This window comes from Candidatus Borkfalkia ceftriaxoniphila (genome assembly GCF_004134775.1).
In the GTDB taxonomy this organism is placed as follows: domain Bacteria; phylum Bacillota; class Clostridia; order Christensenellales; family Borkfalkiaceae; genus Borkfalkia; species Borkfalkia ceftriaxoniphila.
Genome location: NZ_SDOZ01000002.1, coordinates 844265 through 857576, shown reverse-complemented (window position 1 = coordinate 857576; position 13312 = coordinate 844265). Strand labels below are relative to the sequence as shown.

At 42.7% G+C, this 13312-nt stretch carries 12 protein-coding genes; 7 read left to right on the top strand and 5 right to left on the bottom strand.

Annotated elements, in window-relative coordinates; genetic code table 11:
• The 5 genes from ESZ91_RS04015 to ESZ91_RS03995 are packed head-to-tail and all read right to left on the bottom strand — an operon-like array spanning nucleotide 1 to nucleotide 1622.
• The gene (locus tag ESZ91_RS04015; RefSeq protein WP_129224374.1) at nucleotides 1-327 is read right to left on the bottom strand and encodes a DUF4313 domain-containing protein; all 327 of its coding nucleotides are present in this window, start codon (nucleotides 325-327) and stop codon (nucleotides 1-3) included.
• 14 nt (nucleotides 328-341) lie between these two features.
• Nucleotides 342-596, bottom strand: a complete 255-nt coding sequence (locus ESZ91_RS04010; protein ID WP_129224372.1) for a hypothetical protein — start codon at nucleotides 594-596, stop codon at nucleotides 342-344.
• A gap of 20 nt (nucleotides 597-616) precedes the next feature.
• Complete coding sequence (locus ESZ91_RS04005) at nucleotides 617-1075, bottom strand: NADAR family protein (RefSeq protein WP_129224370.1); 459 nt, start codon at nucleotides 1073-1075, stop codon at nucleotides 617-619.
• 2 nt (nucleotides 1076-1077) lie between these two features.
• The gene (locus ESZ91_RS04000; RefSeq protein ID WP_129224368.1) at nucleotides 1078-1314 is read right to left on the bottom strand and encodes a hypothetical protein; all 237 of its coding nucleotides are present in this window, start codon (nucleotides 1312-1314) and stop codon (nucleotides 1078-1080) included.
• Between the two features lie 11 nt (nucleotides 1315-1325).
• Nucleotides 1326-1622, bottom strand: a complete 297-nt coding sequence (locus tag ESZ91_RS03995; protein WP_129224366.1) for a hypothetical protein — start codon at nucleotides 1620-1622, stop codon at nucleotides 1326-1328.
• A 488-nt stretch (nucleotides 1623-2110) separates the two neighbouring features.
• Between ESZ91_RS03995 and fic the strand changes: the two genes are divergently transcribed.
• The 7 genes from fic to ESZ91_RS03960 all read left to right on the top strand — a co-directional run bounded on the left by fic (nucleotide 2111) and on the right by ESZ91_RS03960 (nucleotide 13311).
• Entirely contained in the window at nucleotides 2111-2968 is an 858-nt protein-coding gene (gene fic, locus ESZ91_RS11885; protein ID WP_129224364.1) for a protein adenylyltransferase Fic, read from the top strand.
• 235 nt (nucleotides 2969-3203) lie between these two features.
• Complete coding sequence (locus ESZ91_RS03985) at nucleotides 3204-5312, top strand: glycoside hydrolase family 3 N-terminal domain-containing protein (RefSeq protein WP_129224362.1); 2109 nt, start codon at nucleotides 3204-3206, stop codon at nucleotides 5310-5312.
• A gap of 78 nt (nucleotides 5313-5390) precedes the next feature.
• Nucleotides 5391-6395 carry a LacI family DNA-binding transcriptional regulator gene (locus ESZ91_RS03980; RefSeq protein WP_129224360.1) on the top strand — a complete coding sequence of 335 codons (1005 nt, stop codon included), beginning with the start codon at nucleotides 5391-5393 and terminating at the stop codon, nucleotides 6393-6395.
• Between the two features lie 259 nt (nucleotides 6396-6654).
• Nucleotides 6655-7908, top strand: a complete 1254-nt coding sequence (locus tag ESZ91_RS03975; protein ID WP_161971044.1) for an ABC transporter substrate-binding protein — start codon at nucleotides 6655-6657, stop codon at nucleotides 7906-7908.
• An 11-nt stretch (nucleotides 7909-7919) separates the two neighbouring features.
• On the top strand, nucleotides 7920-8852 hold the full coding sequence (locus ESZ91_RS03970) for a carbohydrate ABC transporter permease (RefSeq protein WP_129224356.1): 933 nt from the start codon (nucleotides 7920-7922) through the stop codon (nucleotides 8850-8852).
• A 2-nt stretch (nucleotides 8853-8854) separates the two neighbouring features.
• Nucleotides 8855-9724 (top strand): carbohydrate ABC transporter permease, encoded by an 870-nt coding sequence (locus tag ESZ91_RS03965; RefSeq protein ID WP_129224354.1) that lies wholly within the window; start codon nucleotides 8855-8857, stop codon nucleotides 9722-9724.
• 23 nt (nucleotides 9725-9747) lie between these two features.
• Entirely contained in the window at nucleotides 9748-13311 is a 3564-nt protein-coding gene (locus tag ESZ91_RS03960; protein ID WP_129224352.1) for a bacterial Ig-like domain-containing protein, read from the top strand.
• The last annotated feature ends 1 nt before the right edge of the window (nucleotide 13312 follow it).

The following is a 13312-nucleotide window of genomic DNA, read 5'->3' as shown; positions in this document are numbered from 1 at the left end:
TTAAAACTTATATTCTTTAATTTTGTTGAGTTCGAGCCGATAGAGGGGATAGGTAACATACCCTGACCGACGGGTTACTTTCAAGCATTTGATAAAGCCGTTTTTTTCCAGATAGCTGATAAGCCTTTTATCGAGATTGTTCACGTCTATAAAAGCAGTATTTTTTATAAGCGGCAGATCCAGGTTGACGGTCAGATTGGCGAAAGGTTCTATATAATCTCCCTCTTTGCACCAAATTCCTATACAGGTGTTTCCGTTTATAGCATAGGTATCCGTCGTGAAGGCAAATTCCATGTCTTTGTAAAACGGTATTGAGAAAGTTTTCATTTTGTTGTCCTCCTTTAGTTTTTTTCGAGATGCTCAATAAGTTTTAAGTAACAATTCCAAAGATCCCCGCTTTCATTGTCGAGGATATGCAGGATTTCTTCTTTTTCCGTTTCGCTGATGCTGCCGTCGTCCGCGGCTTTGTTTTCCCAACCGATAAGGAAATTCGTACGGATATATTCATAACTGTCGTCGCAGGCGGCACTATCATGGAAATCCACGTTGTCAAGTCCATAACCTATGTCTATGAGCAGAGAATCGCGCAAGTCCATTTCCCAAAAAACCTCCTTTTTTAAACGTCAAAGTGTATGTCATATTTATCGGGATGTAGTTCGCGGTTTTTTAGGATTTCGCGAATGCGCATCAAGATCTTGCCGAGTTTATTTTTGCCTATGCCGTTACAGACGCCCCACTCGGTGTCGTACCAGGTATTGCCTTCAATAAGTTCGGCATCGCCCGTGGCGAGAAGTTGATCTCCCAGGTCTTTATGCTGCGTGAATTTGGCAAGACAGATTTCATACATGATCGTTTCCTTCGATTCTTCCCAGTCGTCGCAGAGCGGAACACGCCTGCCGAGCCGTTTTGCTTCGGCTGCGGAGAGCTTCGTAAACTCTTCCATTCGCTCCGGGCATTTCATGGACTGGAACGCCGCTTCGTTGTTCTCAAAGACCATATCGAAGTATTCGATCTTTGTGTTATAAAAATTGCTGAGGAAGAAATATTTGCCACGAAATTCTTTAATTGCTTTCATAATTAGTTATTCTCCATATTTTCAAAGTCATTGATGTGAATAGGCTCTCGGCCTGCAACACCGTACTCGAAGTACAAACCGTTTTCATCTTCGAAAAGGTCGTATTCTATAACGGATATCTTTCCGCATTTGGTAACGGCAACGGTGATCTTGTCATCGTCTACCGCCACGATATTGAATACGACGGTATCTTCTCCGTCGAAGAACTGAAACTCTTTGAGATAAAATTTGTTTTTCATGGGATGCCTCCTTAATCGACCCGCTTATACCATACGGAATATTCGACTTCGATCTCGCGTGTTTCATAACTTCCGTTTTTCTCAAATTCCACTTCGCGGATCTCGTAATGCGAACCTTTGAACTCGCCGTCGCGTCCTTGTATCGCATGGCAGTTTTTTACGCAATCTTCAAACACGCGGATATACGGATTGCCTTTCTGACTGACGCAGGCGATGATCAAGTCTTTGTCGGTGATAAATCCTACACCGGACATTTTGTTGTTTCCAAACTTATTAAATCTGGAAATGCTGTAAACAACTTTTTTCATTCGTTTTTACCTCCGAATTTATATTTTTGCCGTTTTCGGCAGTGGCAAAGGAGCAAGGGACGGTCAAAGGCATACGTTCTGTAAAATATAGTGCGGAAGTCAACGGAGGAAGGAAAAATTGCCGCGTGGGGAAAAGGAAATTGAAAGTTTTAAGCGGGAATTTTTCCGCCGTTTACTTCCGCGAGGAACCGTGCTACGATAGCCACAACGAAAACAAAAAAAATCGGAGAAGAAAAAAGAAGTTGTCGCGCCTCTTGTTCCTCCCCGAAAACTCATTCTTTTGAAAGCATAAAAAAATGTCTATGAAAACAAAAAGAGCCGAGCAAGGATTGGCCTTGCCCGGCTCTGATGGTAGAGAGAGGATATATAAACATTCTTCTTATAAAAGAAAATCAGTTTTATTTAATCTTTACTTTGCTCCCGTTTGGTGGTATAATGTTTTGTATATAATATAACATGTGCAAGGCTTTATAATCGAGGACAAGAAGATGATAAAGACATCTATACGATTTTTTGACGATATACCCGTAAGAGCCGTTTGGGACGAGCAATCCTCTAAATGGTGGTTTTGTGCCGCCGATATTGCGGAAGCGTTGACAAAGAGTAAAAACAGCCGTTCTTATTGGAACGCAGTGAAGAGACGTAAGCCTGAGTTGTCGACAATTTGTCGACAACTGAAATTGACTGCAAGCGACGGAAAAAAGTATAAGACGGACGTCGTTGATGAAGACGGGGTAAATACGCTGATAGCGCTTGTTCCGAGTAAAAAAACCGTCGTTTTCAAAAAATGGCTGACGGATATGGGAACGACGATCGATGAAAAGAGCAAGCAAAAGGCATATGAACTTTTTGAGTCTGGCATTATTAAAGATATAGAGGTCGGCACCGTAAAGGGATTGCAGCAGATCCATTCTTATATCTTTGGCGGATTGTATGATTTTTCCGGTCAGATACGCACGGTAAACATAGCGAAAGGGGGCTTTGCATTTGCTCCTGCCATGTATTTGCATGAAAATCTTTTGAAGATAGAGAAGATGCCTGAATTCACCTTGGAAAATATCGTGGAGAAATATATTGAAATGAACGTCGCTCATCCCTTTCGGGAGGGTAACGGCCGAAGCACTCGGATTTGGCTGGACTTGATGCTCAAAAAGAATCTCGGTAAATGTACCGATTGGAGCAAAATAAATAAAAAAGACTATTTGGAGGCAATGCAAAGAAGTCCTATTGACGGAAGCGATATATTTTTACTTATAAAGAACGCTTTGACTTGCGAGATTGACGACAGAGAGATTTTTATGAAGGGGATAGACTATTCCTACTACTACGAAGAAATTGAAGAATAAGGACACAAAAAACAAAAAAATGAATCATGTATTCTTGACGAATTAATTTTTTTATCGAGTCAAGAGTTTTTGTTGATAGATCGAAATGTTAGTTAAATTATCTTTGGATAAAATGAATAAATTTAATCAACTTATTACAGATAAGTTCTAAAAGTTTTGATTAAAATAATTGACAAAAATATTTTTATCATTTACAATTAGCCCGAGCCAAATACAAAAAAAGAGGAAAGCCGCTTTGAAAAAAGAATATTATGAAAAAGCCAAACAATTACTTTTTCAAATGACATTACAGGAAAAGATAGGTCAGCTCTGTCAGAAAAATATCGGGGATACTTCGGGATTGGGGGAAGAAAAAAATCTTATCAATGAAGACGCTTACGATAAAATACGCCAAGGAAGGATAGGTTTGATTTTGCAGCCCGCCTGGAATATGATAGACGATATCCGCGAGGCGCAACGCGTCGCGGTAGAAGAAAGCCGTTTAAAAGTTCCTTTATTGGTCCATTCGGATATTATTCACGGATTCGATACGATATTTCCGTTGCCCATTGCTTCGGCTTGCAGTTTTAATACCGAATTGATCCGGCGTTCAGCCGCGATCAGCGCTACAGAAGCTACGGTAGCAGGAATTAACGTTACGCATGCGCCGATGCTTGATATTGCGAGAGACCCTCGTTGGGGGAGGATTGCCGAGGGCGCGGGAGAAGACGCCTATCTGGCAGGAGAGATTGCAAAAGCATACGTAAAAGGATTCCAGGAGGATAATGGCAGATCGGAGTGTCTTTCCGCAACCTTGAAACATTTTGCCGGTTACGGGGCCGCCGAAGCGGGAAGGGATTACAATACCTGTGAATTAGGCGAAAGAACCATGAGAAATACGTATTTGCGCCCGTTTAAAGCTGGTATAGATGCGGGGGCAAAGCTGGTTATGGCGGGTTTCCATACCGTTGACAGTGTGCCGATGACGGCAAATGCTAAATATCTACGTAAAATATTGCGGAAAGAATTTACGTTCGAAGGAGTTGTCATTTCTGATTGGTGTGCGCCTTATGAGTTGATTGCCCACGGGATTGCCGAAAACGAACGAGAAGCGGCTTTGGCTGCATTTCAGGGCGGAATCGACGTGGAAATGTGTTCCGATTGTTACGATAGGTTTTTAAATGAATTGATAACTGCCGGTTTGATTGATGAAAAAACTTTGGACGCCGCAGTTCTTCGTATTTTAATGTTAAAATTTGAATGCGGAATAATGGAAGATCCTTATCTGTTTATGCGTAAATCCGGCGCGTGCGAATTACCGCCCGATCATTTGCAAGTTGCGGAAAAACTTGCAGACGAATCGATTGTTCTTTTGAAAAACGAAAATATATTGCCTTTGAAGCCGGGAGAAAAAATTATAGTGACAGGTAGCCGCTGTTTTGACGCAAATCTTTTGGGTTGTTGGCAAAGCAGCCGTTTTATAACAGATACGATTACCTACCCCCAGGGATTGGAAAAGGAAGGCTTTCACTGTCATTATGCATCGACAGCCCAAGAACTTATTTCTGATGATTGCGGTACTGTCATCGTTTTTGTCGGTGAAGCAGCGGAAAACAGCGGCGAAGCGTGTTCGGAACAAGATATCAGAATTTTAGAAGAAGATACTGAGTTGCTGCGTATTGCCAAAGAAAATGATAAAAAGACTGTTTGCGTAGTAAGTAGCGGACGACCTATGATATTGACCGAAACTGAAAAATACAGCGATGCGATCGTATACGCTTGGTATCTTGGGCATTCGGCAGGTAAATCTTTGGCGGGAATATTGAGCGGTCGGGTAAATCCTTCAGGGAAATTATGTGTTACCTTACCGAGAGATATGGGACAAATTCCGATTTATTATAACCATTTACCGACCGGCCGCCCCAGAAGCGAAGCGGATGATAACAAATTTACCAGCCGTTATATTGACGGTAGCAGCGAACCGCTTTATCCTTTCGGATTCGGACTATCTTATTCGAAATTTATTTATGAAAACTTGATTTTGGATTCAGACGTGATAACCGATGTTCCTGTCAAAGCCTCGATCACCGTAGAAAATCAAAGCGATACGGCAGGGAAAGAAACAGTACAATTATATGTACACGATGTTTGCGCGCAAATTTCGCGCCCCGTAAAGGAATTAGCTGCATTTCAAAAAGTTTATTTGAACGGAAGGGAAAGAAAAACAATAACGTTTAAAATTACTGAGGAAATGTTATCGTATTATCATAGCGATAACACTTTTTGTTGCGATCCCGGGTTATTTGAAATTTATATTGGCGGCGATAGCGAAACTAAAATTTTTAAAAGTTTACGAAAAATTTGAAATAGGTATTGACAAGCGTCGTTTTTATGATATAATACTTATGAATTAATTAGCCCGCGCTAAAAAAGGCGAAAAATTATGGCAAACAGAAAAGACGTAGCGAAATTAGCCGGAGTATCTCCTGCAACCGTATCCAATGTTTTCGATAAACCGGATGTCGTTAAAGTTGTAACAAGGGAGAAAGTTTTAAAGGCTGCAAAAAAGTTAAAATACGTTCCGAACCACGCCGCGAAAACTTTATCTTCGGGAAATTCCAGGCATATCGGTGTAGCCGTATTCGAATATACGAATCCGCATCATATGGAAATCATTCGAGGGATAGAGAATTATGCGATCGGAAAAGATTACATGGTAACGGTTTTCCTATTGGATAACGCAATACGGGATAAGTTTTCTTTTATACAAAATAAGCAGCTTTCAGCTTTAATAAATTTCACGACCAATATCTATCCGGACAGTTTTATTGATATTCTTACAAATTCAAATACGTTGCTCGTAGATTTCGGGGCGGACAAGGGATTGAGCACGAATATCGATATGCGAAACGCGTATCTGAATTTTATGGAAAAACTTCGAGAGCTTGGGCATAAAAATGTAGGATTTGTTACGGGAATGGATCGTTTTCGGTTTCATTGCGATGTTAGAGGAAAACTGTTTGATCTTCGCGGGCAATATGGTTTTTGCGAGGACGAAAATTTAATAAGTTACAACGACGATTACCGTTTGAGTTCGGAAGAAAGAGGATATTTAGGGGCGACGAATTTGCTTTCCGTGAGAAATGATATTACTGCGATTTTTGCGATAAACGACATGGCTGCTTTGGGTGCCATGCGAGCGATTCGGGAAGCGGGACTGACTGTTCCGAGTGATATTTCGGTAATCGGTTGCGACGATATTAGTCTTGCAAAATATGCTTGCCCGAGCTTGACTACGGTTTCTTGTCAAAAATACGAGTTCGGCATGAAGATCGCGGAAAAGATATTAGAATGTATCGACCGAAAAGAACGGGGAATCGGAGAGGAAATCGCCACTCAGGCGTTCTGCATATACCGTGAATCGCTTACAAAAGTGTCGGATTTGTAAGATTTGTTTTTACCCAAAAATTAGCCCGCGCTAATTTTTGGATTTTAAGTTAATTGTTGGAAAATAAGAATACAGGAGTGTGAAAATGAAACATTTTAGCAAACTTTGTATGTTGGTTTTATCTCTCGTTTGCATCTTCGCTACGGCGGCTTGCACGATGAAACCGCCGGAAACGGATTATAAGGCAGATATTCATCCGGACAAGCAAGCATCCGGAAAACTGGTAATCTCAACTCCGGTCAGCGAGGAAGAGCAAAACATGATCCTTGGTATCGCGGAACTTTTTAATGAGGAATATCCGAATATAAAAGTGGAACTGAAACCTTTTAGCGGAGAGGTTGCACCTACGATCGCCAACTGGTTCAACGCGGAAAAAGTGAAACCCGGAACGATGCCGGATATTTTTTGGACAACTTCATTCGATATGCTCGTTTTGAGCGATAAACGCGTGTTGTTGGATATGGACGCCTATATTGATGCGGAAACCGCCCAAGGGACTTTTGACGTCAACGATTATTATGCCGAGTTTTGGCGTTTGGGACAAAAGGATTTTGACGGGGGACAACTTATGATCCCCAGAACAGCCGATAAAGTCGTTACCCACGTCAATAAACAAATTTTTGAGGATTGTTTTAAAAATGTGCCCGAATCGGAGTTACCTTTTACGCCGCAGCCTGGTACGAAAATTCCTGAAAACGGTTGGACTTGGGAAGAGTTTAAAAACACTTGCCGCGCTCTGAGAGCACATTTTGATGCTACGGGAAGAAAGGATCAATACCTGATCAATGCTTATCTCACTTGGGAGGCCGTCTACAATCCGATACTTGAAGCGTTCGGGGCAAAGGTCTTTAATGAAAACGGCGACTTTGCGCTCGATTCTCCGGAAGGTAAAGCGGCTTTGGATTGCATGAAAGAGATGCAGGACGAGCGTTGGATCGCACCTTTGAATACGGCGTCAGCCGATTTTGTCGGAGGCAAAGCCGCGATGATGTTTCATTCTCAGGCCGCTTCGATTATTTACAAAGGTATGCAGAACAGTTTGCCCGAAGGAGCGGATATCGATGATTATTACGACGTTACGACCTTTCCTTTGATCGGAAAAAATCCAAAGATCGGCGGCGGTATTTCGGGGTATTCCATATTTGCCAACTCAAAAAATAAAGATTACGCATGGCAGTTTTTAAAGATCCTGTTATCGAAAGAGGGACAAAATTTGATCACGGAAAAGGGTAATTCAAATTACGCTCCTATTCGGATAGATATGAAAGATCCGAAAGATTCGAATAATTTATGGGGAAAAGGTTTTGAAAATATAAATCTGGAAGCCTATACATGGGGTGATCAATATACTTGTGCGACGGAATTCGTTGCCGTCCATAAACCCGAGTACGCTAAGGATTTGATGAACTGCCTCAAAGGTTTGATTTTAAATTACGTGGATAATCCCAATTATACTTATCAAACGGCGATGGATAAGTGTGCGAATCAGATCAAAGCCTATCTTTCCATGTGAGGCTTAACGCAATGTTTTCAAAAGTCAAAAAAGCGCCTGTGATCGATAAAAGCGCTAAAAACAGAAAACTGAAAGAATATATGATCGGTTATCTGTTTGCGGCTCCCGTCATCTTGGGCATCATCATCTATACTTATGTACCTGCCGTTCAGTCGTTCGTATACAGTTTTTTTAATTACGACGGTTTTTACACGATGAATTTCGTGGGGCTGAATAATTTTAAAGTACTTCTGACGATCGATCCGGATTTTTGGACTGTCGTAAAGAATACTTTTATCTATGCCGTATGCGTCGTGCCGCTTTCGCTGATCGTGGGGTATTTGGTCGCGCTTACCGTTAACAACAGCATGAAAGGCATCACGGTGTACAGAATGTTGTTTTATCTGCCCGTCATCATCCCGGGGGTGGCGTCGGGATTATTATGGCTAGACTTATTCGAGGCAGGTCCAACGGGTATTTTTAATAAACTGTTAGAGGCTGTAAATCTTCCTCGTTTGGCTTTTTTCTCCAAACAGGAAACGTCAATGGCGACGCTGATAGCGACTACTCTTTGGGGCGTGGGCGGCGGTATGGTGATTTGGCTCGCGGCATTCAAAAATATACCCGTGAGCCTGTACGAATCGGCAAAGATCGACGGGGCGAACGCTTTTATGCGTACAATACAAATTACCATTCCTCTTTCAACTCCAATGATTTTTTACAACCTCGTTACCGGCATTATCGGAGCCTTACAAGTCAGTTCAACGATGATAATCGGAGGCTCAAGCGGAAAGGGCGTCGGTGATTCGCTTTATTTTATTGCCGTTAAAATATATCATGATTCTTTTGGCGGCGCATTCCGTCTGGGATATTCTTCGGCGTTTGCTTGGATGTTGTTTGCGGTGATCGGTCTACTCACTTTTATCGTATTCAAGACCAGTAAATGGGTCTACTATGAGGATTGACGATGGAAAATATAGAACAGTATTCTTCACAACGTTCAGCGAAGGTCACGCGGACAGTCGTTAGTATTTTTCATTACATTCTGTTAACGGCAATCGCTTTATTCTTAATGTTTCCCTTCGTCATGATGGTAAGCCGTTCGTTAATGAGCGAAGCCGATATTGCCGATGCACGAATTTTTCCGTCGGTGATTACCTTTTCAAATTATAAGATCGTACTTTTCCAACAGAATTATTTCAAGTATCTATGGAATACTTTACAGATTTTGTTGTTTAACTTGTTTTTTGTACCCTTATCATCGTCGATTTGCGCGTATGCCTTTGCAAGATTGCGTTTTCCGGGTAAAGAACTGATTTTTGCTTTGGTTTTGGGAACGATGATGATCCCAGGATCTGTAATTCAGATTCCCATTTACGTGATGTATTCGTTATTAGGATTGACGGAATCACCGTGGCCTATGATGATTCCTGCTGTATTTGGCGGCGGCGCGATGAACATTTTTTTATTGCGTCAATTCATCCGCAACATACCCTCTGAAATCGAAAGTGCCGCGAAAATAGACGGAGCCAATACTTTTCGTATTTATTTAACGATCGTGCTTCCGTTATGCGGTCCGATTTTGTTATATGTCATGGTTGGTGTGTTTTCTTCCGTTTGGAGCGACTTTTTTGGCCCGCTGATTTATCTCACGCAGCCCGAAAAGTACACGCTAGCCATTGCCATATATTATGATTCTCTTATCAACGGCGAGTTGGGCAATGCGGGATTGAAAATGGCCGCAGGCACTTTTATGTCCATACTTCCGGCAATCATCTTTCTCGTCTACCAACGAAAATTGGTCGATGGGATCATGATCGGTGCGATCAAAGGCTAAAAATATGAAGAAGGAGATTATGTATGAGTAATTCAAAACGAACCTGGGTCTTAACATTTGGGGCTTTGTTATTGAGCGCTATGTTATTTCTGTTTTTAGGAATAACGTACGCTACGAGGGCAGCCGCCGAAGGAATCACCTTTAAGGAAGGCGGCCAAAGTTATGGAATCGGCTATGACGTCGATAATAACAGATGTTTTCGACTGGAACTGGTCAATGCTGCCGATGCAAAGACGGCTTATGGCGGATTTTGTACGCTGCCCAGCGCTGTCGACGGCAAAACGAACGGGGATTTGATTTTGCTGACGGGTAAAAACGGTACCGAAAAGAGCGTTACGGAATGGAAAAAGACGGTCGGTACAAAAGACGGGGATACAGATAAATATATCCGTCATATCGCAGTGTACGGCAATATTCTTCATTTCATTACAGATACCAAAGAAGCCCAGAATTATTTTACCAAGGTAACGATAGAAGAGGGTGTGCGCTGGTATATCGGAAACGGCGGCGGAAATTTTTGGGACGGTACTCCGCCGACGGATATTGCAGATTCTCAAACGTATCAGGACGTGAATGCATCTTTTACCGCATATCGCAATGTAGCTTCCGCCAAAGCCACATGGACAGCGCAAAGCGATGCGGAAGTCGGCGCGATTACCGGCGGGGTATCTGCGAGTTATGTCAACGATCCGGCGGGAAAACCGCACGTGAGTTTAACGCTGGACGGGGCGGCTGACGCAAGATCCGTTTATAAAGGTTTTGAAACGTTGCCCTCGGCTAAAAGCGGGAAAACAAACGGGGATTTGATTTGGTTGCTTGGAAAAGACGGTAAAATCAAGACGGTCAATGAATGGAAACAGGAGCACGGAACAAAAGCCGGCGATACAGATCAATATATACGGCATATAGGCGTGTACGGAAATCGTATCATTTTTGTAATCGATGCCAAAGAAGCGCAGGATTATTTTGTCGGCGTAACGGTCGACGCGGATGTGCTGTGGTATGTCGGCACCGGTGACGGCGGTAATTTCTGGGCGAGCGATCCTCCCGAAAGCATTACGAGCGCTCAAAATACTCTGCGCGTAGGAAAGGATTTTTCAATGTTTAGACCGTTGAGCGGTGATGCGGTTTGGGGAATTATGCCCAAATACGAGATCGCGGACGGGAAGTGGGCATATGCGAGTAATGTTGTTCAAATAAAGTCCAATCCGAAAATGGAATACAGAGCCGGAGAAACATTCGATTATCAGGGATTAGAGCTGACGGTAAAGCTGAACGACGGGAGCTTGAAAAGTGTAAAAATTACCGCGGATAGCATTGCTTACGGGCATATTACTTTCGATTCAGACGCATTTAACGACGGCGATATGTCTTTTAAGGGCAGTTCCGATAATGTGGCGGTAACAATAAACTATATGGGCTGTGAAACTGTTTTAGAGGGGATCAAAGTTGCAGATGAATGGATAGAATCGGTCAAAATTTTAAAATCGCCGAATAAATTGATCTACGATATTGGTGAATTGTTTGAGGCGACCGGTTTGCAGTTGGAAATTAAAACGAATAAGGGGACGTTGTCAACAGTCGACTATTCCGATTCATCTTCTTTTATCCTCGGAAAAATGGATAACGGTCGTATCGGCAAACAGGTTATAGAGTGCTCTTACGAAGGCGTCGCGTTTACGGTAGAGGTAACTGTCGAAAACAAAAATCCGCAAACGGGCATCGAGATCGATTTTGATTCGGAAACTTACTGTAATTCCGAATATTCTATCCCATTGATCCCGTTCAAGTTTGTCGGATTCAACCCGCAAAATCTTCCCAATATCCTTTGGGGAATCGATAAAATGACAAATGTCGGGGATAAAATATTGATCAACGGTAAAACTCTTGCGGAAATGCGTGCGGAATTCGGAAGCCAAACTCCGGCAAGACTTACGATCAATTATAGCGGAACGACGGCTTCGTTGGAAATTTCGCTCGATGATCCGAACTGGAAGATCGATAAGATCGAAACGGTCGAATTTTTGCCCGGATTTACATTGATCACTGCGGCGGATGGGCATACGATTCCCGAGCCTCAGACGGAAGAAGATTGCTTGGGATACGGTTATAAGTATTTGGAGAATGCCGTATTGAAAAACAGAGTCATTCTTTATAATGCTTCCACCGGCAACAATCAAGGTAAGTGGGTGCGCCAGTTGAAAACTGATAATGGTACTGTCGCAGAGGATGCCGTTACTTTAACTGCCAATAAAACAGAGTATCGTGTAAATGAACCTGCAAGCCTGAACGATCTCATTTTAAAAGTAAAATATGAAGATGATCGCGATAACTTGATTACGATTCCAGTAACCGAAAATATGATCGTAAATCCCGATTTTTCGGCAACGGCAGGTGAAAAAGAAATTATCGTACGCGTCAGCGGCCACGAGTTTTCGGTTTCTGTCACCGTAAAATCAACTGTTTTAGACAGTATCGAAATCGCGAAACAGCCGAATAATTTGGTCGGGAATCTCGGCCGTGAACTTGATTTTTCCGGTATCGAAGTCAACGCTATATGGAAAGACGAAGTCAGCGGCGAGTTGCTGACGCCTGAAAAAATTGCGGATGAATATCTTACTTTCACCGGATACGATCCTTATCGTGCGGGTAAACAGACGGTCACGGTAAATTATGCGGGAAAGTCCGACGAATTCGAAGTGGAGTTTAAAGATCTGAATCCCGAACTGAACCTCAGCATCAATGTATCTGGTTACGCGAATTACGAATCGACTACACACCACGATTTAGTATTTTATGTAAATCTCAACGGTTATACGGGCAATACCAAAGCGCTCACGAATTTGGAGAGGTTCGACAATATTGCGGATTATATACTGATAGACGGCAAGAGTGTTACGGAACTCATGAAAGAGGGGCTTTGCAGCGGTGTGAGGTTTTGGAGTAACTGCGTCATAATCTTATTGAACGGAGTATTACAGCCTAATCAAGAAGCATTCGACGCGGCAAAAGCACGCTCGAACGGTGCGATCACAGACGATATGAAACCCGTCTTTATTAAAGAAATTACAATCAAGGCGGGATTCCAATATTATACGGCGGAGGCGGATAATTGGGGAGGCAATAATTTCGATTATGAAAAAATCGAAGGCTGCTTCCTTCGCGAAGACGTCATTTTAGAGAATATGTCCGGGTTGCGGTGGCGTCGTCCTTTTGCGGAAGGAAATGATGCGCTTACCGTGAATACGATGCCCGATAAAGTCGTTTATCAGAAAGGAGAGTACTTCGATATTACGGGACTTACTTTAAAAGCAAAGTATAAAGACGGCGGCGAAGAGGTGGTTACCGTTGCTGATTCGTGGATAGAGGGCTTCGACATGAACAAGGCGGGCGAACAGACGATCACCGTTTCATATAACGGGGGCAAAGTTACTTTCAAAGTAACGGTAGAAGATGTTACGGATACAGCGGCCGGCTGCGGATCGAATATCGGAACGACCGCGCTTACGTGCTCTTCTCTGGCTATCGGTTTAGCTATGTTTTTTATGATGTTCCGTCGGAAACATAAAACGGATAGGGGGATGTGAG

What these genes read in the sequence shown, in the direction of transcription:
- ESZ91_RS04015 (WP_129224374.1), bottom strand. Translation starts at nt 327, where the DNA reads ATGAAAACTTTCTCAATACCGTTTTACAAAGACATGGAATTTGCCTTC.
- ESZ91_RS04010 (WP_129224372.1), bottom strand. Translation starts at nt 596, where the DNA reads ATGGACTTGCGCGATTCTCTGCTCATAGACATAGGTTATGGACTTGAC.
- ESZ91_RS04005 (WP_129224370.1), bottom strand. Translation starts at nt 1,075, where the DNA reads ATGAAAGCAATTAAAGAATTTCGTGGCAAATATTTCTTCCTCAGCAAT.
- ESZ91_RS04000 (WP_129224368.1), bottom strand. Translation starts at nt 1,314, where the DNA reads ATGAAAAACAAATTTTATCTCAAAGAGTTTCAGTTCTTCGACGGAGAA.
- ESZ91_RS03995 (WP_129224366.1), bottom strand. Translation starts at nt 1,622, where the DNA reads ATGAAAAAAGTTGTTTACAGCATTTCCAGATTTAATAAGTTTGGAAAC.
- fic (WP_129224364.1), top strand. Translation starts at nt 2,111, where the DNA reads ATGATAAAGACATCTATACGATTTTTTGACGATATACCCGTAAGAGCC.
- ESZ91_RS03980 (WP_129224360.1), top strand. Translation starts at nt 5,391, where the DNA reads ATGGCAAACAGAAAAGACGTAGCGAAATTAGCCGGAGTATCTCCTGCA.
- ESZ91_RS03975 (WP_161971044.1), top strand. Translation starts at nt 6,655, where the DNA reads ATGATCCTTGGTATCGCGGAACTTTTTAATGAGGAATATCCGAATATA.
- ESZ91_RS03970 (WP_129224356.1), top strand. Translation starts at nt 7,920, where the DNA reads ATGTTTTCAAAAGTCAAAAAAGCGCCTGTGATCGATAAAAGCGCTAAA.
- ESZ91_RS03965 (WP_129224354.1), top strand. Translation starts at nt 8,855, where the DNA reads ATGGAAAATATAGAACAGTATTCTTCACAACGTTCAGCGAAGGTCACG.
- ESZ91_RS03960 (WP_129224352.1), top strand. Translation starts at nt 9,748, where the DNA reads ATGAGTAATTCAAAACGAACCTGGGTCTTAACATTTGGGGCTTTGTTA.